The sequence below is a fragment of the Actinoplanes sichuanensis genome, from assembly GCF_033097365.1.
Taxonomy (GTDB): Bacteria; Actinomycetota; Actinomycetes; order Mycobacteriales; family Micromonosporaceae; genus Actinoplanes; species Actinoplanes sichuanensis.
Map to the genome: position 1 here is coordinate 1,543,584 of NZ_AP028461.1, position 21,531 is coordinate 1,565,114.

Annotated in this window: 20 protein-coding genes; 1 reads left to right on the forward strand and 19 read right to left on the reverse strand. The window is 71.6% G+C overall.

Annotation, left to right across the window (positions count from 1 at the left end; translation table 11 throughout):
• Positions 1–2 precede the first annotated feature (2 nt).
• The 4 genes from Q0Z83_RS06780 to Q0Z83_RS06795 all read right to left on the reverse strand — a co-directional run bounded on the left by Q0Z83_RS06780 (position 3) and on the right by Q0Z83_RS06795 (position 4,572).
• Positions 3–1,280: a cation:proton antiporter gene (locus Q0Z83_RS06780; RefSeq protein WP_317792936.1), complete on the reverse strand. Its 1,278-nt coding sequence runs from the start codon at positions 1,278–1,280 to the stop codon at positions 3–5.
• Positions 1,241–1,822, reverse strand: coding sequence for a DUF6218 family protein (locus tag Q0Z83_RS06785; protein WP_317792937.1), 582 nt, complete (start codon positions 1,820–1,822; stop codon positions 1,241–1,243). Before Q0Z83_RS06785 ends, Q0Z83_RS06780 begins: the two co-directional genes overlap by 40 nt.
• A gap of 126 nt (positions 1,823–1,948) precedes the next feature.
• Positions 1,949–3,709, reverse strand: a complete 1,761-nt coding sequence (locus Q0Z83_RS06790) for an AfsR/SARP family transcriptional regulator (RefSeq protein WP_317792938.1) — start codon at positions 3,707–3,709, stop codon at positions 1,949–1,951.
• Positions 3,710–3,951: 242 nt separating this feature from the next.
• Positions 3,952–4,572 (reverse strand): helix-turn-helix domain-containing protein, encoded by a 621-nt coding sequence (locus tag Q0Z83_RS06795; protein ID WP_317792939.1) that lies wholly within the window; start codon positions 4,570–4,572, stop codon positions 3,952–3,954.
• Between the two features lie 99 nt (positions 4,573–4,671).
• Here Q0Z83_RS06795 and Q0Z83_RS06800 point away from each other — a divergent pair, with 99 nt between their 5' ends.
• The gene (locus Q0Z83_RS06800; RefSeq protein WP_317792940.1) at positions 4,672–5,907 is read left to right on the forward strand and encodes a benzoate/H(+) symporter BenE family transporter; all 1,236 of its coding nucleotides are present in this window, start codon (positions 4,672–4,674) and stop codon (positions 5,905–5,907) included.
• A 17-nt stretch (positions 5,908–5,924) separates the two neighbouring features.
• On the opposite strand, the gene Q0Z83_RS06805 is transcribed toward Q0Z83_RS06800, so the two are convergent.
• The 15 genes from Q0Z83_RS06805 to Q0Z83_RS06875 form a co-directional block, all read right to left on the reverse strand.
• Positions 5,925–7,040, reverse strand: a complete 1,116-nt coding sequence (locus Q0Z83_RS06805; protein ID WP_317792941.1) for an acyl-CoA dehydrogenase family protein — start codon at positions 7,038–7,040, stop codon at positions 5,925–5,927.
• Positions 7,037–8,608 carry an amino acid adenylation domain-containing protein gene (locus tag Q0Z83_RS06810; RefSeq protein WP_317792942.1) on the reverse strand — a complete coding sequence of 524 codons (1,572 nt, stop codon included), beginning with the start codon at positions 8,606–8,608 and terminating at the stop codon, positions 7,037–7,039. The genes Q0Z83_RS06805 and Q0Z83_RS06810 overlap by 4 nt, the downstream gene beginning before the upstream one ends.
• Entirely contained in the window at positions 8,601–9,356 is a 756-nt protein-coding gene (locus Q0Z83_RS06815; protein WP_317792943.1) for a thioesterase II family protein, read from the reverse strand. The genes Q0Z83_RS06810 and Q0Z83_RS06815 overlap by 8 nt, the downstream gene beginning before the upstream one ends.
• 4 nt (positions 9,357–9,360) lie before the next feature.
• Positions 9,361–9,645, reverse strand: coding sequence for an acyl carrier protein (locus tag Q0Z83_RS06820; protein ID WP_317792944.1), 285 nt, complete (start codon positions 9,643–9,645; stop codon positions 9,361–9,363).
• The gene (locus Q0Z83_RS06825) at positions 9,642–10,610 is read right to left on the reverse strand and encodes a chlorinating enzyme (protein WP_317792945.1); all 969 of its coding nucleotides are present in this window, start codon (positions 10,608–10,610) and stop codon (positions 9,642–9,644) included. Before Q0Z83_RS06825 ends, Q0Z83_RS06820 begins: the two co-directional genes overlap by 4 nt.
• A gap of 95 nt (positions 10,611–10,705) precedes the next feature.
• Positions 10,706–11,854 carry a hypothetical protein gene (locus Q0Z83_RS06830; protein WP_317792946.1) on the reverse strand — a complete coding sequence of 383 codons (1,149 nt, stop codon included), beginning with the start codon at positions 11,852–11,854 and terminating at the stop codon, positions 10,706–10,708.
• On the reverse strand, positions 11,851–12,813 hold the full coding sequence (locus Q0Z83_RS06835) for a pyridoxal-phosphate dependent enzyme (protein ID WP_317792947.1): 963 nt from the start codon (positions 12,811–12,813) through the stop codon (positions 11,851–11,853). The genes Q0Z83_RS06830 and Q0Z83_RS06835 overlap by 4 nt, the downstream gene beginning before the upstream one ends.
• A 13-nt stretch (positions 12,814–12,826) precedes the next feature.
• Complete coding sequence (locus tag Q0Z83_RS06840) at positions 12,827–13,642, reverse strand: HAD-IA family hydrolase (RefSeq protein ID WP_317792948.1); 816 nt, start codon at positions 13,640–13,642, stop codon at positions 12,827–12,829.
• Positions 13,639–14,472, reverse strand: a complete 834-nt coding sequence (locus Q0Z83_RS06845; RefSeq protein ID WP_317792949.1) for a class II fructose-bisphosphate aldolase — start codon at positions 14,470–14,472, stop codon at positions 13,639–13,641. The genes Q0Z83_RS06840 and Q0Z83_RS06845 overlap by 4 nt, the downstream gene beginning before the upstream one ends.
• The gene (locus Q0Z83_RS06850; protein ID WP_317792950.1) at positions 14,469–15,389 is read right to left on the reverse strand and encodes an EamA family transporter; all 921 of its coding nucleotides are present in this window, start codon (positions 15,387–15,389) and stop codon (positions 14,469–14,471) included. The genes Q0Z83_RS06845 and Q0Z83_RS06850 overlap by 4 nt, the downstream gene beginning before the upstream one ends.
• A complete protein-coding gene (locus tag Q0Z83_RS06855) occupies positions 15,386–16,615 on the reverse strand; it encodes an ATP-grasp domain-containing protein (protein WP_317792951.1) in 1,230 nt (409 codons plus the stop codon). The genes Q0Z83_RS06850 and Q0Z83_RS06855 overlap by 4 nt, the downstream gene beginning before the upstream one ends.
• Positions 16,612–18,069, reverse strand: coding sequence for an FAD/NAD(P)-binding protein (locus tag Q0Z83_RS06860; RefSeq protein ID WP_317792952.1), 1,458 nt, complete (start codon positions 18,067–18,069; stop codon positions 16,612–16,614). Before Q0Z83_RS06860 ends, Q0Z83_RS06855 begins: the two co-directional genes overlap by 4 nt.
• Before the next feature lie 194 nt (positions 18,070–18,263).
• Positions 18,264–19,085 (reverse strand): transglutaminase-like domain-containing protein, encoded by an 822-nt coding sequence (locus Q0Z83_RS06865; protein ID WP_317792953.1) that lies wholly within the window; start codon positions 19,083–19,085, stop codon positions 18,264–18,266.
• 327 nt (positions 19,086–19,412) lie between these two features.
• Positions 19,413–20,282: a sulfotransferase domain-containing protein gene (locus Q0Z83_RS06870; RefSeq protein WP_317792954.1), complete on the reverse strand. Its 870-nt coding sequence runs from the start codon at positions 20,280–20,282 to the stop codon at positions 19,413–19,415.
• A gap of 274 nt (positions 20,283–20,556) precedes the next feature.
• Positions 20,557–21,507: a GlxA family transcriptional regulator gene (locus Q0Z83_RS06875; protein ID WP_317792955.1), complete on the reverse strand. Its 951-nt coding sequence runs from the start codon at positions 21,505–21,507 to the stop codon at positions 20,557–20,559.
• Between the last annotated feature and the right edge of the window lie 24 nt (positions 21,508–21,531).

Here is a 21,531-nt window from a genome sequence, read left to right on the forward strand (position 1 = left end):
GTTCAGTGCCGCACCACGGCATGGGGCCGTGCGGCGGTGGCGGCGGAGACCGCGTCCGAGCGCGACAGCAGGCGCAACAGTGGCGCGGCCATCGCCGTGGTCACCAGCGCCATGATCACCAGAACGGTGAACAGCCTGGTGTCGATGACGCCGAGCTGCAGCCCGACCGTCAGGATGACGATCTCGGTGAGTCCGCGGGTGTTCATCAGCACGCCGATCGACAGGGCGACCGGCCAGCGCTCCCGCATCGACCGGGCGGCGATCGTGGCGCCCCCCAGCTTGCCGGCGATCGCCGTGACGGTGACCAGCACCACCACGCCCGCGGACTGCCAGGAGTCGAGCTGGTCGATACGGGTGGACATGCCGACGACCACGAAGAACATCGGCAGCACGAAGGCGTCGACGACCCCGGACAGGCGTACCCGGACCTGGTCCTGCCACTCGGGTCGGCGCGGCATCACCAGACCGGCGAGGAAGGCGCCGAAGATGGCGTGGATGCCGATGGTCTCGGTGGCCCAGGCGCTCAGGAACGCCACCACGAGCGTGACCCAGAACGGCAGGCGGGCCGGCCGTGCCAGCAGTGGTCGAACCACCTTCACCATGAACAGTACGAACCCGACCGTGCCGGCGATGTGCCCGGTGACCTCGGCCGGGCCGCCGGCGCCCGCGGCGGCCACCACGACGGCGAGCAGGCACCAGGCGATCACGTCGTCGATCGCCGCGCAGGCGATCGCCATCGCGCCGACCCGGGTGTGGTAGAGCCCGGTCTCCTGCAGGATCCGCACCAGCACCGGGAACGCCGTGATGGCGACGGCGGCACCGATGAACAGGCAGAACGCCATCCGTCCGGGGCCGGTGCCGGTGCCGGTGCCGAACTGCGGGTAGAGCAGCACGCCCAGTCCCGCGCCGAGACCGAACGGGATCGCCACCGACACCAGGCTGATCGCCGCGGACCGGCGGCCCTGTCCGCGTAGCAGTCGGCCGTCCAGTTCCATGCCGACCAGCAGCATGAACAGGACCAGACCGAACTGGGCGAGCACCTGGAATCCGTCGATCACCCCGGAGGGGAACAGCAGCGCGCGGGCCTGCGGCCAGACCAGCCCCAGGACACTGGGCCCGAGCAGGATCCCGGCGACGATCTCGCCGATCACCCGTGGCTGGCCGAGCCGGGCGACCAGCCAGCCGACCAGGCGTACCACCACGATGACGAGTCCGGCGGCCAGAAGCACCTTCGCCGTGATCATGAGAGCCGCGCCGGAACGGGCTTCCGGGACAGCCACTGCGACACCGGTGACGGACCGGATCTCGGCGCCGCGGCCCACGCGCGGGTGGCCCAGCCGATGAGCTCGCAGGTGGCCAGCAGTTCGGTCACCACCGGGCAGCGGCCGGGCCCACCGGTCGCCGGTAGGTCGGGGGTCTGCCCGGTCCGGTGCCGGACCTCGGCCACCAGGTCGTCGACGTCCAGTGACGCGGTCGCCGGGCGGTGCCGGCCGGTGCGCTCGGCGAGACGGTCCAGCAGAGCCCACCCGGCGTCGGCGCGCCGGTGCGCCGCCCGCCCGTAGGTGGCGGCGAGCAGCAGCCGCCCGGCCACGTCCGCGTCGTTCTCGGCCCGCTCCTCGGGGAAGAGCCAGCCGGCTTTCGGCTCACCGGACAGATCGGTCCACCACACCGCCACCGACGGGATGCCGGTCTCGTCCGGGCCGGTGGCGCAGACCACCAGCCGATCACCGGAACCGGCCGGCAGCATCGCCGGCAGGCCTGCGGAATCCACTGTCGCCGATCCGGCCCGAGCGGGCTCGGAAAGGCGTGGGTGAATGGACATCTCGCCTCCACAATGTGGTCCGAGGAGTGCACTGAATCATCGTGGGAATCGTGCTCCACAGTGTCCTCGGATGGTCCTCGGCGAGTCCTCGACCGCATTCATGTGACATTTACTGTGACGAATTCCTCACGCCAGCTGGAGTGAATAGGCATGCATCAGCTCATTCATCCGGTAGCGGCCCGGCCCGGTGGCCAGGAGCATGTGGGAGTCGACGAGATCCTCCAGCAGCCGGGTGGTGTGGTGTACCGGGAGCCCGGCCAGCGTGGCCACCCGTTCGGCGTCGACGTCGTGCGCGCCGATCCGGCTCAGCAGTCGGAACAGGCGCTGGTGCTCGGGGTCGAGGCGGTTGAAGGACATGTCGAACGCTTCGGCCAGGCCCGCGCTGTCCATGCTCAGCTCGGCCAGCCGGGATCGGCCGTCGGCCAGCCGGGAGGCCAGGTAGGACACGCTCCAGGCGGTGCGATGGCGTAGTCGTACCGCGGCGCTGCGGATGGCCAGCGGCAGCCGCCCGCAGTGCCGCAGGATCTCGTCCACGGCGGCCGACTCGGCCTGTGGCCGGTTGTCGCCGACGACCCTACCGAACAGGTCCCGGCCAGCGGCGATGCTGAATTCCGGCAGCGACAGTTGATGGGTCGAGTGTAGGCTGGACAGTCGGCGGCGACTGGTCACGACGGTGAGGCAGCCGGGCGCGTGCGGCAGCAGTGGCGCGACGTGCGCCGCGGAGGCGGCGTCGTCCAGGATGATCAGCACCCGTCGGCCGGCCAGCCGGTGGTGCCAGGCGGCGCGCCGGCCCTCCAGATCCGCCGGGATCGACCCGGCCGGCCGCCCGGCGGCCCGCAGCAGCAGGGCCAGCGCGGCCGGGACGTCGAGTCGGGGGCCCGCGAGGCCGTGGGCCCGCAGGTCGACGTAGAGCTGCCCGTCCGGGTAGGCGGACGCCAGCTGTCGTCCCAGGTGCAGCGCGAACGCGGTCTTGCCGACCCCGGCCATCCCGTCGACCGCCACCACCGCCGGTGTCGTGCTCGGTCCGTCGGCGTGCCCGCGCAGCGCCCGCAGGACCAGGTCCTGCTCGCTGTCGCGGCCGGTCAGTGGAGCGGTGTCGCCGGGTAGGTTGTGCCAGGGCGGCTCGTCGGTCCCGACGGTGGTGCCGACGTCCGCCCCGGTGCCGGTGATGATGCGCAGGTGCAGGGCACGCAGCTCGGGATCGGGGTCCACGCCGAGCTCGTCGCGCAGCCGGCGCCGGGTGTCGTCGAAGACCTTGAGCGCCTGGGCCCGGGACCCGGAGTGGCAGAGCACGGTCATCAGCTGGGCCACGAACCGTTCCCGGAACGGGTGCTCGGCGACCGCCGCGGTCAGCTCGCCGATCAGCGAGGCGTGCATGCCCAGCTCCAGCTCCAGGTCGACGCGCTGTTCGAGAGCGGCCAGCCGCAACTCCTCGATACCGGCCAGTTGCGAGCGCAGCACCGGACTGGTCAGGCCGGCCAGCGCCCGACCCCGCCACAGCGCGAGCGCGGACCGCAGCGCCTCGACCTTGGCGCCCGGGTCGCTCTTGAACGCCGCCAGCTCCGCGCGGCGGGTGAACTCGTCCAGGTCGAGGGCTGATCCGGCGCGGTCCAGGCGGTATCCGTCACCGCCGGGCTGGATGGACACCCCGGTGTGTGCCAATGCGTGCCGGAGATCGGAGACCGCGTTGCGGATCTGCTTGGTCGCGGTCGGTGGCGCCTGCCCGTCCCACACCGCGTCGATCAGACGCGGCAGCGCCACCGGTTTGCCGCCGGCGAGCAGCAGTATCGCCAGCACGGTCTGCTGTTTCGCGCCCCGGATCGGCACGGCGGTGCCGTTCGCCTCGCATTTGAGTGGTCCGAGTAGATGAAAACTGATTCTCGACATCGGTTACCCCCGTAGTTTCGAATGGTCACCGGCGGTCCACGCGATAATGTCGACGATTTTCGAGAAACGTGGCCCGAGAAAAGGCGGCCGGCGCCGCAGCGGCCACGTTAGGTCAGCCCATCGGCCGCCGTCAACGCGGTGCGTCACTTTGCGGCACATTGTCGACACGGAGAGTGACATAATCGCGTGCAAGTTGCAGGTGGACGGTGCGCTGAAGTTCACCGTCTGTGTGACGAGCCGGCCTAGGTGTCCGGGGATTCATAGACTTCCGTCTCAGTATCTGAGAGATCGGTGCGCGTCGGCCGGGTGCCCGCGACCGGCGAACGGATCAGCAGCACCGCCGTCGCCTCCTCGTCGTCCAGCGCCTCGTAGACGTGTGCGGTGTCGGCCCGCCACGAGTGGTGCTCGCCGGTGCGCAGCACGGCCGGTGCATCGGCCGTCCCGGCCCGCAGCCTGCCGCGAGTGACGGTGAGGTGCTCGGTCACTCCGGGCGCGTGAGCCGGCGAGTCCTGCAGCATGCCCGGGCGTACCCGGATGGTCAGCAGCTCGAAGGTCACGCCCGGTTCGTGGAACACCTCGATCAGGCTGGGGGTGACCGCCGAGCCGTGTACGTCGGCCATCTGCGCGGGCGGGGCCCCGGGCTCCAGCACCAGACTGGTGATCGGCACACCGAGCACGCCGGCCACCGCGTGCAGCGTCTCCAGCGTGGCGTTGCGGGTGCCGTGCTCCAGGCCGGACAGGGTCGCCTTGCCGATGCCGGCGGCCCGGGCCAGCGCCGACAGCGAGGTGCCCTGGGCCAGCCGCAGCCGGCGCACCCGCTGTCCGACCGCCCGTCCGGCCTCGCTTGTCTGGTCCGCGCTCACCCGGCTAGTGTGGCAAACGATCGGCGTTCCGTTTACGGAACGGTCTTGGTCGCCCGTTCAGGGGCCGAGCAGCCGGTTCGGGGGAGAGGGAGGGCGGGCATGCCACGTTGGGACACGGCCCAGCCGGCGCTGGCCGGGCTGGTCAGCGCGGTGGTCGGCTACGCCAGCTCGTTCGCCGTGGTGCTGGCCGGGCTGCAGGCGGTCGGCGCGAGCGCGGGCCAGGCGGCATCCGGTCTGCTGGTGCTCTGCACCGGCATCGCCGTGCTGGCCATCGGCTTGAGCCTGCGCCACCGGATGCCGATCAGCATCGCCTGGTCCACTCCCGGCGCCGCGCTGCTGGTCTCCACCGGCACCGTTCCGGGTGGTTTCCCGGCCGCCGTCGGCGCCTTCCTGATCTGCGGTGTCCTCATCGTCCTCGCCGGGCTGCTGCCGTGGCTGGCCCGGGCGATCGACGCGATTCCCCGTCCGATCGCCGGCGCGATGCTGGCGGGCGTGATCCTCAGCCTCTGCACCGCGCCGGTGCGTGCCGTCATCGACGTGCCCGCCCTGGCCATCCCGGTGGTGCTCACCTGGGCGCTGCTGATGCGCTTCGCCCGTCAGTGGGCGGTCCCCGGCGCGCTGGCCGCCGCGATCGTGGCGATCACCGTCCGCGGGGTCGACGGCGGCTTGTCGCAGGCGTCGTTGCGTCCGGATCTGGTGTTCACCGTTCCCGAGTTCAATCTGTCCGCCCTGATCAGCCTGGCCGTCCCGCTGTTCCTGGTCACCATGGCGGCGCAGAACGTGCCCGGCATGGCCGTCATGGCGACGTATGGATACGCGGTCCCGCTGCGCACCGTGCTGGTGAGCAGCGGCGCGGCGACCATGGTGGCGGCCCCGTTCGGGGGCCACGCGCTGAATCTGGCGGCGATCACCGCCGCCCTCACGGCCGGCCCGGACACCCATCCCGACCCGGGGCGACGCTGGACGGCCACCGTGGCGCTGGGCCTCGGCCAGCTCACCCTCGGCCTCGGCGCCGGCCTCGCCACCGCCCTGGTGCTGCTCTCGCCACCGGTCCTGGTCATCGCCGTCGCGGGGCTCGCGTTGATCCCGGCGCTGGGCTCGTCGCTGGCCAGCGCGGTCACCGAGCCCTCGGGCCGGGAGGCCGCCGTGGTGACCTTCGTGGTGACCGCCTCCGGCATGACCATCCTCGGTATCGGCTCGGCCTTCTGGGGCCTGGTCGCCGGAGCCCTGACCGCCCTGGTGCTGTATCGCCGCCCCGCCCAGGCGCGACAGCCCGCTGCCGACGCCGCCCCGGCCGCCCAGCCGGCCGTGGCGGCGTCGCGCAGTGACTCCTGACGTCCGCCCGGGTGCGGTCACCCCTCGAAGATCATTTCGCGCATCAGCTCACTGGCACCGGCCGCTATCGTCCCGGCCATCGCGTCGCGGTAGAGCCGGGCCGCCGCCGACTCCTCCCGATAGCCGCGTGCCCCGTGGTATTGCACACAGGTCTGCGCGGCACTGACCGCCAGCTCGGTGGCCTGCAGCTTCAACACCGACGCGGTCCGCACGTCCAGCTCACCACGGCTGTGTGCCCGGGCGGCGTGGCGTCCGTACTCCCGTACCAGGTCGAGCTGAGCGTGCAGGTCGGCGAGGCGATGCCGGACGCTCTGGTTGGCGCTCAACGGCGCGTCCCTGATCAGATGCGTACGGGCGAACCGGTCGACCAGCTCGACGCAGTACGCCACCCCGCCGACCGCGAGCAGCCCGGCGACGAGCCGTTCGGCGTTCAGGGCCTGCATCAGGTAGAGCAGGGTGCGCTCCGGACGGCCGATCACCCGGTCCCCGGCCACCGGGACATCGGTGAAACCGACCCGGCAGACATCGGCCGAGTGCCAGCCCACCATCGCCTCCGGTTCCCGGGTCACTCCGGGCCGGTCGGCGTCCACCAGCAGCAGCACCGCGCCGGTCAGGCCGTGGCCGGACACCGCACCGTCGAGACGGGCGAGCACCACGAACACACCCGCCCGGGAACCGTTGGCGACATGCCGTTTGACACCGGTCAGCCGGTAGCCGCCGACCCCGTCCGGGGTGGCCACCGTGCTCAGGTGCCGCAGGTCCGAGCCCGCCGCGTCCTCGCTGATCGCCAGGGCCGCGACCGTCGTACCGGCCAGCATGCCCGGCCGGTACGCCGCCCGCTGCTCCGCAGAGCCGAACATCTCCAGATAGGAGGCCGCCATGTAGGCGTGCACCCCGACCGCGGCGCGGATCCCGGCGTAACCGGTGTTCCCGAGTTCCTCCAGCAGCACCGCGCTGTCCAGGAATCCGGGCCCGGAGTGCGCGAGTGCGAACAGCCCGGCGGCGCCCATGTCCCGCCAGCCGGTGGTGCTGATGTGCCGTTGCCGTTCCCACTGCTCGGCGTACGGCAGCACGGCCCGGGCCAGCGTCTCCCGGATCCGGGCCCGCACGTCCACGACGGTCGGGGCGCTCACCGCGCGTCTGCCGAGGCCGTGGCCAGCAGGGCCCGCCGGTCCACCTTGCCGGTCGCCGACAGCGGCAGCTCGGTACAGAACCGGATCTGACCGGGCACCATGTAGCCGGGCAGCAGACCGCTCAGATAGTCGCGCAACCCGGCCGGTGTGCACCGCGCGTCCTCGGTGACGACGAACGCGGCCAGTGACTTCTCACCGGCGGCGGTCTCCACCACGGTCACGAAGTTCTGCCGCACGTCACGGTGCCGACCCAGATGGTAGGAGATCTCACCCAGTTCGATCCGATACCCGTTGATCTTCACCTGGTCGTCGACCCGGCCGTGGAACATCAGCACACCGTCGGCGCGCAGTGCGCCCCGGTCGCCGGTCCGGTACAGGCGTTCGGGCACACCGTCGACGTCGCGGAGCAGGAACCGGTCGCGGTTGAGCTCCGGCGCCGCCAGGTAACCCGGGGACAGTCCGGGCCCGGCGAGCAGGATCTCCCCGGCCCGGCCGGGGGCGCACAGTTCGTCACCGTCGACCACGTACACCCGGGTGTTCTGGATGGGCAGGCCGATCGGCAGCGACTCCTCCCCGTCGGTGAGCGCGTCGACCGGGTAGAACGTCGCGAAGGTCGTGCACTCGGTCGGGCCGTAGACACTGACCAGCCGGCCGGGGCCGTACCGGGCCAGAGCCGCACCGATGTGCCGCATCGAGTGCGCCTCCCCGCCGGTGAGGATGGTGCGCACGCTGTCCAGCGTGTCCGGCGCCTCGTCGACGATCGTGTTGAACAGCGCGGTGGTCAGGAAGACCACCGTCACACCGTGCTCGGTCAGTACCGTGCGCAGCTCCGAGCAGCGCAGATGCTGCGACGGATAGAGCACACAGACACCGCCGTGCAGCAGCGGCCCCCAGATCTCGAACGTCGCCGCGTCGAACGTGACCGGCGCGGTGTGCAGCACCACCGCCCCGGAGTCCAGGTCGGCGTACCGCGCACCGAACACCAGACGGGTGATGCCCCGATGCGTGATCGGCACACCTTTGGGCCGGCCGGTCGACCCGGAGGTGAAGTTGACGTAGGCCAGCGTGCCGGGATCGACGGTGACATCGGGACCGGAGGCCTCGTCGCCGGGTCGGGTGTCCACCGCGACGACCGTCGCCGCGGGGAACCGGCCGGTCAGCTCCCCGGCCCGGTCGGTCAACAGCACACCGGCGCCCGCCTGCTCGAACAGGCCGTTGAGCCGCCCGTCCGGCCAGGACGCCTCGAAGGGTACGTAGTGGGCCCCGCACTTGAGGACCGCCAGCAGTGCCACGACCAGATCCGTCGACCGCCGCACGCACACCCCGACCGGGTCGCCGGGCCGCGTGCCGTGCGCGGCCAGCCGGGCCGCCACCACGTCGGCCGCCCGGTCGAGCTCGCGATAGGTCAGGCGCTGCCGCCCGTGTACCACCGCGGTGGCCTCGGGCCCCCGGGCCACCTGCCGGGCGAAGAGCTCCGGCACACCCTGGTCGGCCGGGTACGGCGTCGCCGTCCGGTTGATCCGCCGGTGTGCCTCGCGCGCCGCGTCGTCGGCCCGCAACCTATCCATCGCCGTCCTCCAGCCGGGTGTTGATGATGTGCACGAGTTCCGGGCCGTGGCTCGTCATGAAGAAATGCCCGCCGGCCAGTTCGGCGACCTCGCCGCGGCAACGGCTGTACCGGGGCCAGTGGCGCATCTCCGGGTGGCTGTCGATCGGGTCGTCGCGCCCGTAGACGGCCGTGATCGGGGCCGACACCCCACCGGGATGCCAGTCCTGCCACATCTCGGCGAGCCGGATCTCGCTGCGGATCGTCGGCAGCAGCATCGCCATCAGCAGGTCGTTGTCGAGCACCTCGGCGGGGCTGCCGCCCATCTCCCGCAGCGCGGCCCGGAAGTCCTCGTCCGATCGGGTGTGCAGCAACGGCGTCCGCTGCGGAACGTCCGGGCTGCGGCACCCGGCGACGAACAGCCGCCGGGTACGGCCCGGGAAGCGGGCCTCGGCCAGGTGGGTCAGCTCGTACGCCAGCCGGCCGCCGAAACTGTGCCCGTAGAAGGCGTGCGGCTCGCCCAGGTACGGCTCCAGCGCGGCGAACGTGTCGTCCAGCAGCGGCTTCCAGTGCTCGTACAACGGCTCCCGCAGCCGTGCGCCGCGGCCGGGCAACTGGACCGCGAGCAGTTCCACGTGCGGGGCCAGGTCGTTCGACCAGGCCCGGAACGCCTCGGGGCTGCCCCCGGCGTACGGAATGCAGATCAGCCGTACGCCGGGTGACGTCCGGGGCCCGCGCAGCCGCAGGACCCACCTGTCCGTGCCGGTCACGCGATCACGCCCGGGGCTCGCCCGGTGTGCCGGTGACTGTCGCGTTGCGGCCGATCGACGCCGCGATACCCCGCATGCTGCTCTGGGTGAACAGATCGTCGGGCGGCAGCGCGCCGTCGCCGTACCGCTCCTCGACCTTGGCGATCAGTTTGATCGCGGTCAGTGAGGTGCCGCCGGTCTCGAAGAAGTCGTGTCCGGGTTCGGTGGCCTGCAGGCCGAGATCCCGGCACGTGCCGAGCAGCCATTCCTGGATCGCCGTCACGTCCGGCGTGGTCGCCTGGTCGGTCATCGCTGCTCCCCGTCCCGCGTCGGGAACCGGAAGCCGTTCACGGTCCGGTCGACGAACCGGTTGTGCTGGTAGGTGTCGGTGCCGGAGGTCAGCACGTTGCCGAACTTGGCCAGGCTCGCGCCGCCGCCGAACTCCTCCAACGAGTCCGAGTACGGGTAGACCCGTACCGAGGTCGGCAGGTAACGGCCCGCGAACCCGAGCCGCATCTGGTCGGTGAGGCCGGCATGCGGATGCGACGCGTGCATCAGCGTCGACCAGAAGACGATGAACTGCCCCTGCCGCATCACCTGCGACACGGCCTTCGACTCGTCCGGCTTCCAGTTCGGGTCCTTCTGCAGCTGGCGGTAGTCGTAGCCGAAGAAGCCGCGACGGACGCCGTCCTTCTCCACCTGGTTCACCGAGTCGGCGTCGTAGGTCATCGTCTTCGACTCGTCGTAGTTCATCGTCTTGTGCGAGCCGGGAATGAACTGCAGGCAGCCCATGTCCTCGGTGGCCGGGGTGAACGCCGTCCACACGGTGATGGTGCCGCCGAAGTCGGCGTCCTCCGGCCAGACGATCTGCGGATGCTTGGACCCGGCGACGTTGGAGAAGTTGTCGGCCTGGTGCCAGTCGGTGCCCTCGTCGCCGGGGTACTTCGGAAAGAACTCGGAGCGCCAGCACAGCGTGTCCGGGCCGAGGATGCTGGACACCCGGTCGACGATCTCCGGCCGGGTGATGTGCTCGGCCAGGAAGTCGACGTCCAGGTGCCGGTCGTAGTTGGCCAGGTTGGTGACACCGGAGACAGCCTTGCCGCCGCTGTAGATGGCGGACCTGGTGTCGAGCAGCTTGGGACGCAGCCGCTGCAGGTTGGCCTGCATCTCGTCGGCGTCGTACAGGTCGAACGGGCCGATGTAGCCCTGCTCGTGGAACAGCTCCAACTCGGCGCCGGTGAGGGAGAACCGGGTCTGCTGTTGCTGTGTTGTCACGTCGAAACCGCCTCATCGTTTGATGTCCGTCAAGAGAACCGAGGGGGAGGGGTACGCCCGGAGGGGCGCGCGATCGTCGCGGGGTCCCGCCGCCGTCAGGCATGGCGCCTCGCGAATTCGCGGTACCGGGCGCCCAGTTCGGCGGCGTGATCGGCGGCTTCGGCGAGTTTCATCGTGCGGCAGTGGTAGCCGAGCATCCGCTGCATGACCGCCATCTCCGGCTCGGTGAACGTGACCGTCCCGGTGGTGGCGTCGATGTGCTCGATGCCGTCGGCCCGCAGCCCCGCCTCGTTGACGGTGACCGCCTGCGCCGGAGTCATCCCGGCCGGGAGGTCCAGTGCGGCGCCGGAACGCTTGACCCGGACCGGATAACCACCGGGCAGGCCGCCGGGCGCGGGGGCGTGCACCAGTCGGCCGGTGTCACCGGCGACGGCCGCGAGCACACTCATCGCCGACGAGGCGGTCAGCAACTGCCCCGCCACCCCGCCGAGCCGCTTCAACGGGCCGGTGAGCATCGCGAACAGCTCGTCGGCGTCGACCTCCACCGGCCGGTCCCCGTCCACGGTCGTCACCGCCAGCCGGTACGTGTCCGGCCGGCCGGTGCCGAACCGGGGCACGTAGTGGCTGAAGTAGTGCTGCGCGACCAGCCGGACCCGCAGGTCGGTGACCGGCAGCCCGGTCCGGGCCGAGGCCGCGAAGGTCAGCGCCGGGACGATGTTGGCGACGTTGCCGATGCCGATGTCGGGTGCCAGGCCGACGGCTTTCAGCACCGGGCCGACCGCGTCCGGGAAGGCCGCGTTCACCGTCGTCGTGGTGATCCCGGACTCCCGGACCGCCTGCATCAGCAGGTGGTTCAGCGTCAGGTGCATGGGCAGCCAGGGACCCAGCTGCGCCTCGTCGAGTTCGGCGAAGACGGTCGGGGGCAACTCGGTGATCACCCGCCAGGACTGCAGGGACGCGCCCATGAAGATGATGTCCGGGCGGATCGCCGCCAGTGTCGCGGCGGTCCGGGAGACGTCGCGCAGGTCCAGCTCGACGGTGTCGGCGCGGGCCGGCACACCCAGATTGGCGGCGGCGAACCGGGCCAGGTTGGCGCGCAGTCGCAGGGCGGTGGCGTCCCGCCCGGCGAGGATCACGCGGGCGGTGTGTTCGCCGGCCAGCAGCATGGACAGCAGCCGGGCCGACAGGTCGCCGTTGCCGATCACCATGATCAGGGGCTGGTCTGCCGGGTTCTGGTCGGTCACGGGTTCTGCCTTCCGGGTCGGGGGGTCTCCGGCCCGGTGGGCGCGAAGATGTCGTGCAGGTGACGGTCACCGCGGTCGGGCAGCACGGCGGCCACCCGGACCGGGCGGGTGAGCAGCGGCAGGATCCGGTCCAGGGCGGCGACCACGGCACCGGACGCCGGGCCGGCCAGGATCGCCTCCGCCTGCAGCAGTCGTCGACAACCGTCGACCGTCTGCGCCTCGGTGACGTGGACGACCCGATCGATCCCGGCCGGTTCCAGCAGCTCCGGCCGCGGACCGCCGCCGGCCGTACGCCACCGGTTGGTGCCCGGCGGCCCGCCGAACACCGTCGAGCCGACCATGTCCACCGCCACCACCGACAGCGCCGGGAACTCGGCTCGCAGGCGGCGGGCCGAGCCGGTCAGTGTGCCCCCGGTGCGTACCGCCGCGACCAGGACGTCGAGCCGGTCGCCGACCGCGTCGGCGATCTCCCGGGCGGTGGTACGGAAGTGGGCGTCCGCGGTGAGCGCGTTCCCGGTCTGGTTGATCCACCGGCTGTGCGGATCGGCGCGCAGGATCTCCTGGACCCGTTCGATCCGGCGCCGCGCGTTCCCGGCCGGGTCGTCGTCACCCGGGACCGTGTCCACGGTGGCGCCGAGCAGCCGCATCACCGCCACGTCGGCGGGCGGCACGGTCGTGTCCACCACGGCGGTCAGCCGCAGCCCGCAGATTCGGGCCACCATCGCGATGCCGACGCCCGCGTCCCCGCCGACGCTCTCCACCAGGCGGGTGTCGGCGGTGAACAGCCCGTCGCGCAGGCCCTGCTCGATGATGTGCCGTGCGGCCCGGTCACTGCCGTCGCCGCTCGGGTTGAGGGCCTCCAGTTTGGCGATCACCTCGACACCGGGTTCCGGGAACAGCCGGGCGAGCCGCACCAGAGGTGTGCCGCCGACACAGTCGACGACCGAATCGCGGATCATCACAGGTCCTCTCTCACCGCTGCCGGCCCACGGTCAGCGGCAGCCGGGCGCCGGAGCCGGTACCGGTCAACGCCGCGAGATCACCGAGACTCAGGTACGGCCGGGCGGGGGACCAGCACCGGCCGCCGATCACCACCTCGGGCGGGCGGCCGGGATCACCCAGACCGGTCACCACCAGGGCCGCCTCGTCGAAGTCGTCGTGGAACGTCAACCGGGTCGGGGTGACCACACACGTCATCCCGGCGGCCACCGCGGCACGCATGCCGTTGCGGGTGTCCTCGACCACGACACAGTCCGCGGGGTTCGCGCCCATCCGGCGTGCCGCCAGGTGGTACACCTCCGGTGCCGGCTTCTTGGCGCTGACGTCCTCGCCCGTCGTCACCGACATCGCGGCGGTCAGATCGGGGCCGACGGCACACCGCAGCACGGTCAGCACCGACGCGCGGGCGCCGGCCGACGCCACCCCCACCCGCCACCCGGCGGCCAGCGCCGTGGTGGCCAGCCGCCGCACCCCGGAGCGTGCCGTCACACCGGTCCGCACCAGATCGGCGTAGATCTCCGTCTTACGGGCATGCCACCGGGCCACCGTGGCGGCCCACACCCGCGGGTCGGCCGGCGTCTCGTACACCGCCCGGAACGCGGGATCGTCGCGTAGCGCGGCCAGCCGCTCGCGGCCACCGGAGATGGCCAGCGCCCGGGCGTACTGCTGATCGCTCCACTGCCAGCCGATGCCCTGCTCACGCCACATCTGGTTGAACGCCCGCCGGTGCCGGCCGAGTTCCAGGTCGACCACCACGCCGTCGCAGTCGAAGATCAGCGCACGGGTCATGTCTGCCTCCCCCGACTGCCCGACCGACGGATGTAGGTGTCACAGACCGCGCCGACCCGGGCCCGCAGGGCCCGCGGCAGGTCCAGCGGCTCCTCGGCCGACCCGGCGAGGTCCCGGACCGTCGCCAGATACTCGGTCTTCACCGCCGACGAGAAATTGATCTTCGAGACGCCGGCGGCCACCGTCGCCGCGAGTGCCGCCGCGGACAGCCCGCTGCCGCCGTGCAGCACCACCGGCACCGTGCCGGCCAGCCGGCGCGCCAGGTCCAGTCGGATCGGCGGATCCGCGTCGTAGTGGCCGTGCCGGGTGCCCAGATCCGGGCTGAGGCACAGCACACCGGTCGCGGCCACGAACTCCCGGCTCCGGTCGTACGACGCCGCCGCGACGACCGGTGTGGTCTCGCCGATCCGCGCGATCCGCTCGAATTCGCCCTCGATCTCCGCGCCGTGTCCGGCGGCTTCCGCGACCACCCGTCGGGTGTCCGCCACCGCCTCCGCGAACGGCCGGTCCGACACGTCGAACAGCGCCGACTCCCAGCCCGCCCGCACACAGTCGAGGACCTGGTCGGCATCCGTGCAGTGATCCAGATGCAGCACCGCGGCCACTCCCGACGCGGCCCGGCGGGCCTCGAAGGCGGCTCGCAGCGGCGCCGCGCCCCAGAACGCGGCGGTACGGGCGGAGGTCTGCACCACCACCGGGGACCCGGCCGAGGCCGCAGTGTCCAGCACCGCCGCCATCGTCGCCTCGTCCACCACGTTGAACGCCGGTACCGCGTACCCCTCCGCCCGGGCCCGCCGCAGCAGCGACCCCAGGGTGTGCCGCGCGGTCATCGGCCCGACCCCTGCGGCAGCGACACGACCACGGCCGGTTCCGGATCGGCTGGGCGCGGCATCCGGGCGTACCCGACGGCGATCACGGTGATCACCACGGTCAGCGCCAGGGCCCACGGGTCGAACGGGGCGCCGAACGCCACCTGCGCCAGATAGGTCAGGCCGGGCATCGTCGTGATCAGCGTCATCGCACCCAGCGAGTCGGCCCGTTGCAGACCGACCTGCAGCAGGTACAGCGGCACCACCACGGCGACCAGGCCGACCAGCACCAGCAGCGGCAGTCGGGTACGGACCTCGGCGACCGCCGGTGGGTCCAGCGCCAGCAGCACCAGCGCCGCCAGATAGGTCAGATGGAACCGGTTGGCGGTCACCGTCACCGGCGGCACCGCCAGCCGACCCAGTCGCTTCGACAGCAGCGCCAGCCCGGCCGCACCCAGCCCGGCCAGCAATGCCAGTCCGACACCGGTGACCAGCCGGCCCATCGGTACGGCGCCGGCCGCGTCACCGGACAACCGCAGCGCCAGAGCGCCGGAGCAGCCGATCAGCACCCAGCCGACCAGATGGTCACCGATCCGTGCGGCCCGCCCGGCGGCGATGGCGATCACCAGCGGTCCGATCGCCGTCTCGATCGACACGGCGAGGGCGGCCGGTACGTACACCAGGCTCAGGTAGAAGCTGATGAACGTGACGGCGGTCAGGACGTTCGCCGTCACCATCAGCCGGCCGTGCGCCCGCAGCACGCCCCGGCCGGGGCCCCGACGGACCCGGTCGATCACCGTGAAGACCACCGTGGCCAGAGCGAACGCGATGGTCGAGAAGAGCAGGCTCTGCGCGCCGTCCAGCCGGCCGGACAGGAATCCGCTGCTGCCCGCCTGCAGCAGCACCGCCACGCCGATGAGGGCCAGTGGGGCGTTCACCGGCTCACCGGTTCCAGCTCGTAGAACTGCCCGGCGTCCTCCAGCTCGTGCAGGACCCGTAGCGCGTTCTCGATCGTCGCCGGATCCTCGTGCACGAAGAACGCGATGCCGGAGGCGCCGGTGGTCAGCAGCCGGTCCGGAACCGGGTCGCCGATCCCGGCCAGCCGCGCCACACTGTGGAACCCGGGCAGGCGTCGCAGCAGGTCCAGCCCCGGCGCCGCCCGGATCACGCCGTCCCGGTGCGCCCGCAGGAACACCTTCGCCACATGCCGGTCCGGGCCGTAGCCGGCCGCGTCGCGCAGCGCGAACGCGGCCGGATCCAGCATGCTCTCCACGACCAGATGCTGGTGGGAGTAGCCGAACGCGGCGAAGTAGGCGTCCGGTGCCAGGCAGGGGCCCATCACCCGCGCGTTCACCTCGACCAGGCACGGCCCGTCCGGTGTACGGCGTACCTCGGTGTGCGCGGCGCCCTCGGACACCCCCAGCGCGTCGAGGCAGTCGAAGACGTAACCGACCAGCTCCTTGTCCGGCCCGTCCAACGTCCGCGCCGAGATCATGTGCCGGAACACCGGTGCCCCGCCGACCTGCCGGTCGATGTGCGCCGCGTACAGCTCGCCGAGCGTGTGCCGGCCGCCGACGCTGACGGTGTTGACGATGAACTGCGGACCGTCCAGGTACTCCTGGACCAGGACCGCGTCGTTGGTACGGCCCATCAGGTTGCGCTCGTGAATGACCTGACCGAACGCCGCCCGTGCCTGTTCCGGATCGGCGCACACCCGGCAGCCGTCACTGCCGGCGCTGTCTCGGGGCTTGACCACCAGTGGGAACGGGAAGTCGGCCAGCACCTGGTCGAGCTCCGTCGCGGTTCGTACGACCGCGGTCCGGGTGGCTCGTAAACCCCGCTCCCGTAGCCGCTCCATCATCAGCGCCTTGTCCCGGCGCGCCGCCGACAGCGCGTAGTCGTTACCGGGCAGCTCCAGCAGGCGGGCCAGCTCGTCGGCCGGTCGCACCCCGAACTCGCTGGCCGCGACCACGGCCGACACACCCAGCGCGCGCAGCTGCCGAGCGGCCACGGCGACGTCGGTATAGGAGATCACCCGGACACCCGTCGGGCACGGCCCGACCGGTACGCCGGGTCCGTACACGTGGACGCACGCGGCACCCCGCTCGTGGAAGGCGCGGGCCAGCTCGGCGCCGCTGGACACAGGATTGACGAGGGCGATCACACCGAAGCTCCGACCTGGTCGAGGAAGTTGACGAAAACCGTGCCCGCCTGACCGGCGGCGGCATGCAGATAGTTCGTGATCGGGCTGCGGGCGTGCGTCGACGGGCCGACCAGCCAGATGCGCTCCCGCGCCGGTGGGCGGATCACCACCCGCAGGTCCGCCGCCGGCCGCAGCGGTCCGGCGGCCGGTGTCCCGTCCAGGTGCAGGGCATCACCGTCCACGTGCACCGTCCGCTTGTGGTTGCCGGCCGCCGCCACCACCGTGTCGAACCGCCGGGACGTGTCCTCCCAGGTCGCCGTCCACCCGCCGGTCGCGGTCGGTTCGACGGCGACCGGGTACGTGCGGACCACCAGCCGGCCCGCGTCGATCGCGTCCAGCAGGCGGCGGGCACTGCCCAGGGGGATCGCCGACACGTACCGGCCGATCAGCGACCGGTGCCGTTTCATGAACGCCGACGCCCGGGCCGGGCCGGCCTGCGGCAGCCACTCGTTCAGCCCGTCGATGACGCCGGCCACCACGTCCTGCCACGGCGTGTCGTCGGCCTCGGCCAGAGCCGTCTCCCGGCGCAGCCGCTCGTGCGGATCACCGGCCCGGACGATCTGCCGGCGCAGCGCCAGCGGTCTGACCCGCCGGATCGCCCGCACCAGCAGGTGCGCCGCCTCGCGATCCATCGCCGGATCCGGAAGGTCACCGGCGAGTCGACCCAGTTCCTGCGCCAGCCAGGCCGCCGGCTCGGTCCGGGCCAGACGGGTCCGGACCGCCGGCAGCTCACCGGAGGGCGAGCTGATCACCACCCGCCGGCCGGAGTCGATCAGCAGCAGCGCCGTCTCGATCGCCGACAGCCGGCTGCCCAGCACCAGGACGTCACCGCCCGGCTGCACCTGGCGCAGCATCGACGCCGCGGGATACGGGGTGGGCACGAACGCCGGATGCCCCACATACGGGGTCATCAGCATCGGCACGATCGGCTCGCCCAGGCCGACGCAGACCAGCACCTCCGAAGCGGGCAGCACGCCACCGGAGGCGAGGTGGACCAGATAACCGCCGTCGGGGCCGACCGCGACCCGCAACACCCGGTCCCGCACGTGCCGGGTGGTGATACCGCGGGCCTGGGCCATCCGGCGGTGTTCCAGGAAACGAGTCCGCGCATACTGGGCCGCCTGGAAGCGCGGCACGAACGCGGACCGGTGCTGCGGCCAGCCCCGGCCGCGCAGATAGTCACAGAGGTCGTCGGGCCGGTCCGGCAACAGCGAGGTGTCACCGGCGGGCGTGTTGCACAGGGCGTGCACGTGCGCCGAACCGAAGGCCGGTCCGAAACCCGGCTCATGCGGGTCGATCAGCGTGACACCGCGGACGACGCCGTGCCGGACCAGCTGGAGGTAGGCGCTCACACCGGTCATCCCGCAGCCGATGATCACCACCTGCTCGCCCGGCGTGGTCGATGACAGTCTCACTGGCCGCTGCTCCCGTGTCGTCATGACGGCGCGGCGCCGATCGGCGCCGCCGTTGCTGTCATGACTCTGGCGGGGCCCGTCCTCACGGCATCCTCGCGATGTCCTCGGCTGTGGCGCGCGGCCGGTGAGCGCGCGGTCACCCCGCTCCCGACCAGGTCTGATCCGGCGCCGGCCGGTCCGTCGCGGCGGTGTGGTCAGGCGATCAGGGCGGTTGGCACCTCCAGGTCGGCGGTCCGGTAGAGGGCGGCCGTCCCGGCCGGTTCGTCGGCGGCGCACGTGGCGGCGACGGTGTCGAGAAGGGCGTCGTAGTCGGCGCCGGTGTGGCCCTGATAGGACGCCTCCATCCGGCCCCACTCGTCCCACGGCAGGGTCTCGACCCGGTTGAGCGCGGCCAGGTCGCGGATGGCGTTGCCGCGGATCTCGCCGGGACCGAAGTTCTCGGTGCCCCACACGCCGAACCTCGCCGGGTCGAGGCGGCCGGCCCGGAACTCCGCCCACGCTTCGCCGCCGGTCAGGAACTGGCCGGGGACCAGGGCCTCCGGGGTGGGCAGCACGGTGAGGCCCATCGCCTCCGGGTCGGCGCGGACCCATGACCGCCCGTCGGTGGAGAACTCGATCACCCAGTGGTCCAGGCCCAGGCCGGGCTGGAAGTAGGTGGCGAAGCCGCAGCGGGCGCGGGCCGCGATGCCGCGGTGGCGGAGCAGGGCGCAGGCCAGGACGGCGAAGTGGCGGCAGGTGCCGATCACCCGGCGCTCCGGCGGCCGGGGCACGGTCAGCGGGGACGGATCGAGGTCGAGAAGCGTCCGGACCAGGCGGGCGGCGGGGCGGATCTGATTCTCGTCGAAACGACCCGGTGGCAGCTCCAGCCGGCCGGCGTCATGGGGCTGGATGACCAGCCGGTGCACGAGCCGGGAGATGGCGATCGGATCCTCGGGGAGGTCGGCGAGCGCGCCGCGCCCGACCGACGAGAGGTCGGTGAGTGGACCACCTGCCGCGTAATCGATCGTCGTCGTCATGTCCCGCATCGTAGGCGCGGGGTCCGACACTTCCCGGCCCGTCCGAGAGCCGGCCGATGAAGCCGAGCAGGGCCGCCGGAGTCCGCCGGCGGCCCTGCTCGGTCACTTCTTCTTGTCCTTCTTGGACTTCTTGTCCTTCTTGGATTTCTTCGACTTCTTGGCCATGCCGAGCTCCCTCCGCTCCCGGAACCTCCGGCGGGACGACCCCTCGGTACCACCTGCCGGATACGCAGCGTGTGCGCTTGGTTCACCGAGCGTTCACGCTAGTGGTTTCGGGTGGGGGCGGCCTACTCACCCACGGATGAGTTCTGTGCCGAGTATGAGGGTCTACCGGGTCGTCGCGTCCGTCGGTGAGTAGCCGAGAATGTCCAGAAGATTCCCGGTCGCGTTCCGGAAGGCCTGGTCGATGTCGTCGTCGAAGTGGTTGCGCCAGTCGCCGGACTTGCCCTTGCGGTAGTGCGAGATCCCGCCCGCCTTCTTGCGCTCGTTCATTCGCGAGAAGCTGTACTTCTCCAGCAGGGCGGTGAGTTCCTCGGGGGGCAGGACGATTCCGCAATGGCGCATCAGCGCGTCCATCTCGGCCGCCTGGTCCTCGCCGGTCAGGTCCTCGTAGCGGACCAGCCTGATCGTTTCCGACGGCGGCGCCTCGACCCACGAGCGGACCGCGTTGAACATGCCTTTCCGGGTCAGGTTCTCGATCAGATAGAGCATTCCGTCCTTCTGCGACCGCTCCCGCAGGGCGGCTCGGACGGCCAGCACGTCACCCATCGGCGTGTGTGAGTCGCGGGTCGAGAAGTAACTGGAGACGAGCAGGTCACGAGGATCGCGGTAGATGAAGAAGGTGCGGTGCTCCGCGGGTTTCGGCATCTTGCTGTAACGCTTGTACGGGAAATACAGCGAGAGCCCGATCCGCTGCGGTGGGCAGACCCGTGGGTCCTTCCAGCCGTAGTACCGGGGGTCGTAGGTGACCAGCCCGGAACGGCGATAGACGATCGGGTCGCTGAACACCGACTTCACCCACTGGCTGGCCGTCTTGCGGACCGCGCAGTGGTAGATGTTGACGAATGGGCTGCGGTCCTCGACCGGCACGGTGATCCGCAGTTTCGCGTTGTGCGCCTCGAGCAGGGCGCGTCGCCCGAGCACCCGCACGGAATCGGGCGTGTGCTGTTTTGCGAACATCACGGTGCGATTGAGCATCGTCAAAGTCCAATTCCTCGCCAGGCGGAACGGCACGCCGACGTCGCACACGCCGTCGTGCGTTGGGGGCACTTTACAAGAACATTGACATCGTTACGAGAGTGTCTCGTCTCGGCCACAACCTCGAGGCTGTGAAAAGGCTTGGAGGAGCCTGGGCCGGGCCTCCGCCCGGGTCCAGCCCAAGCTCGCCTCACCTGCACAAACGATCGAGCGCCGGATTCGTCACGCGAGGCCGGAAGCTGAACGAACTCACAGGTTGAACGTTGCGTGAACGTCAACGACCGGCAGCGGACGTCCGGAACGTGCGCCGATACGTCTCCGGTGGGACGCCCAGCTGCTGACTGAAGTGACGTCGGAGCGTGGTGGCCGTACCCATGCCGGTCCTGGTGGCGATCTGCTCGATGCTGAGGTCGGACAGCTCCAGCAGCTCCTGCGCCCGGCGGACCCGTTGATCGTGCAGCCAGCGCAGCGGGCTGCCGCCGGTCACGGCATGGAAGTGCCGGGCCAGGTTGCGGGAGCTCATGCCCGCCTCGCGGGCCAGGTCACGGACCGAGAGCGGCTCGCCGAGCCGGGCCAGCGCCCACGCCATCACACCGGTCAGCACGTGGGTGCGGCCGTGCCCGACCGCGGCCGGGATGAACTGGGCCTGCCCGCCCGGCCGGTGCGGCGGCACGACGAGGGTCCGGGCCAGCGCGTTCGCCACCGCGGTGCCGTGGTCCAGGCGCACCAGATGCAGGCACAGGTCCATGCCGGCGGCCTTCCCGGCCGAGGTCAGCACGTCACCGTCGTCGATGTAGAGCACACCCGGGTCGACGGTCACCGACGGATAGCGGGACTGCAGCAGGTCGGTGTGCGCCCAGTGGGTGGTCGCCCGCCGCCCGTCCAGCAGACCGGCCTCGGCCAGCGTGAACGCGCCCGTGCAGAGCGACGCGACCCGGGCGCCCCGGGCGTGGGCGGCGCGGACCGCCTCGACCAGAGCCGGCGCGGGCGGTTCGAGCGGGTCGCGGCAGGACGTGATCAGCACCGTGTCGGCGGTGGCCAGCGCTTCCAGGCCGTGCCGGACACCGGCGGTCAGCCAGCCGCCGACGGCCGCGCCGTCCTCACCGCAGATGACCAGCTCATACCAGGTGTCGGCGAGTTCCCGGTCGGCGCCGAACACCTCGCACGCGGCGGCCAGCTCGTAGAGCGGGGTGCCGTCGGTGACCGGCAGAGCGACACGGTGCATGTCCGAAACTGTACGGGAGATGGC

Bases quoted from the DNA above. Each gene is read 5' to 3' on its own strand.
- Q0Z83_RS06785 (WP_317792937.1), bottom strand. From the start codon at position 1,822: ATGTCCATTCACCCACGCCTTTCCGAGCCCGCTCGGGCCGGATCGGCG.
- Q0Z83_RS06870 (WP_317792954.1), bottom strand. From the start codon at position 20,282: ATGCTCAATCGCACCGTGATGTTCGCAAAACAGCACACGCCCGATTCC.
- Q0Z83_RS06810 (WP_317792942.1), bottom strand. From the start codon at position 8,608: ATGGATAGGTTGCGGGCCGACGACGCGGCGCGCGAGGCACACCGGCGG.
- Q0Z83_RS06800 (WP_317792940.1), top strand. From the start codon at position 4,672: ATGCCACGTTGGGACACGGCCCAGCCGGCGCTGGCCGGGCTGGTCAGC.
- Q0Z83_RS06840 (WP_317792948.1), bottom strand. From the start codon at position 13,642: ATGACCCGTGCGCTGATCTTCGACTGCGACGGCGTGGTGGTCGACCTG.
- Q0Z83_RS06845 (WP_317792949.1), bottom strand. From the start codon at position 14,472: ATGACCGCGCGGCACACCCTGGGGTCGCTGCTGCGGCGGGCCCGGGCG.
- Q0Z83_RS06865 (WP_317792953.1), bottom strand. From the start codon at position 19,085: ATGACGACGACGATCGATTACGCGGCAGGTGGTCCACTCACCGACCTC.
- Q0Z83_RS06875 (WP_317792955.1), bottom strand. From the start codon at position 21,507: ATGCACCGTGTCGCTCTGCCGGTCACCGACGGCACCCCGCTCTACGAG.
- Q0Z83_RS06790 (WP_317792938.1), bottom strand. From the start codon at position 3,709: ATGTCGAGAATCAGTTTTCATCTACTCGGACCACTCAAATGCGAGGCG.
- Q0Z83_RS06820 (WP_317792944.1), bottom strand. From the start codon at position 9,645: ATGACCGACCAGGCGACCACGCCGGACGTGACGGCGATCCAGGAATGG.
- Q0Z83_RS06835 (WP_317792947.1), bottom strand. From the start codon at position 12,813: ATGATCCGCGATTCGGTCGTCGACTGTGTCGGCGGCACACCTCTGGTG.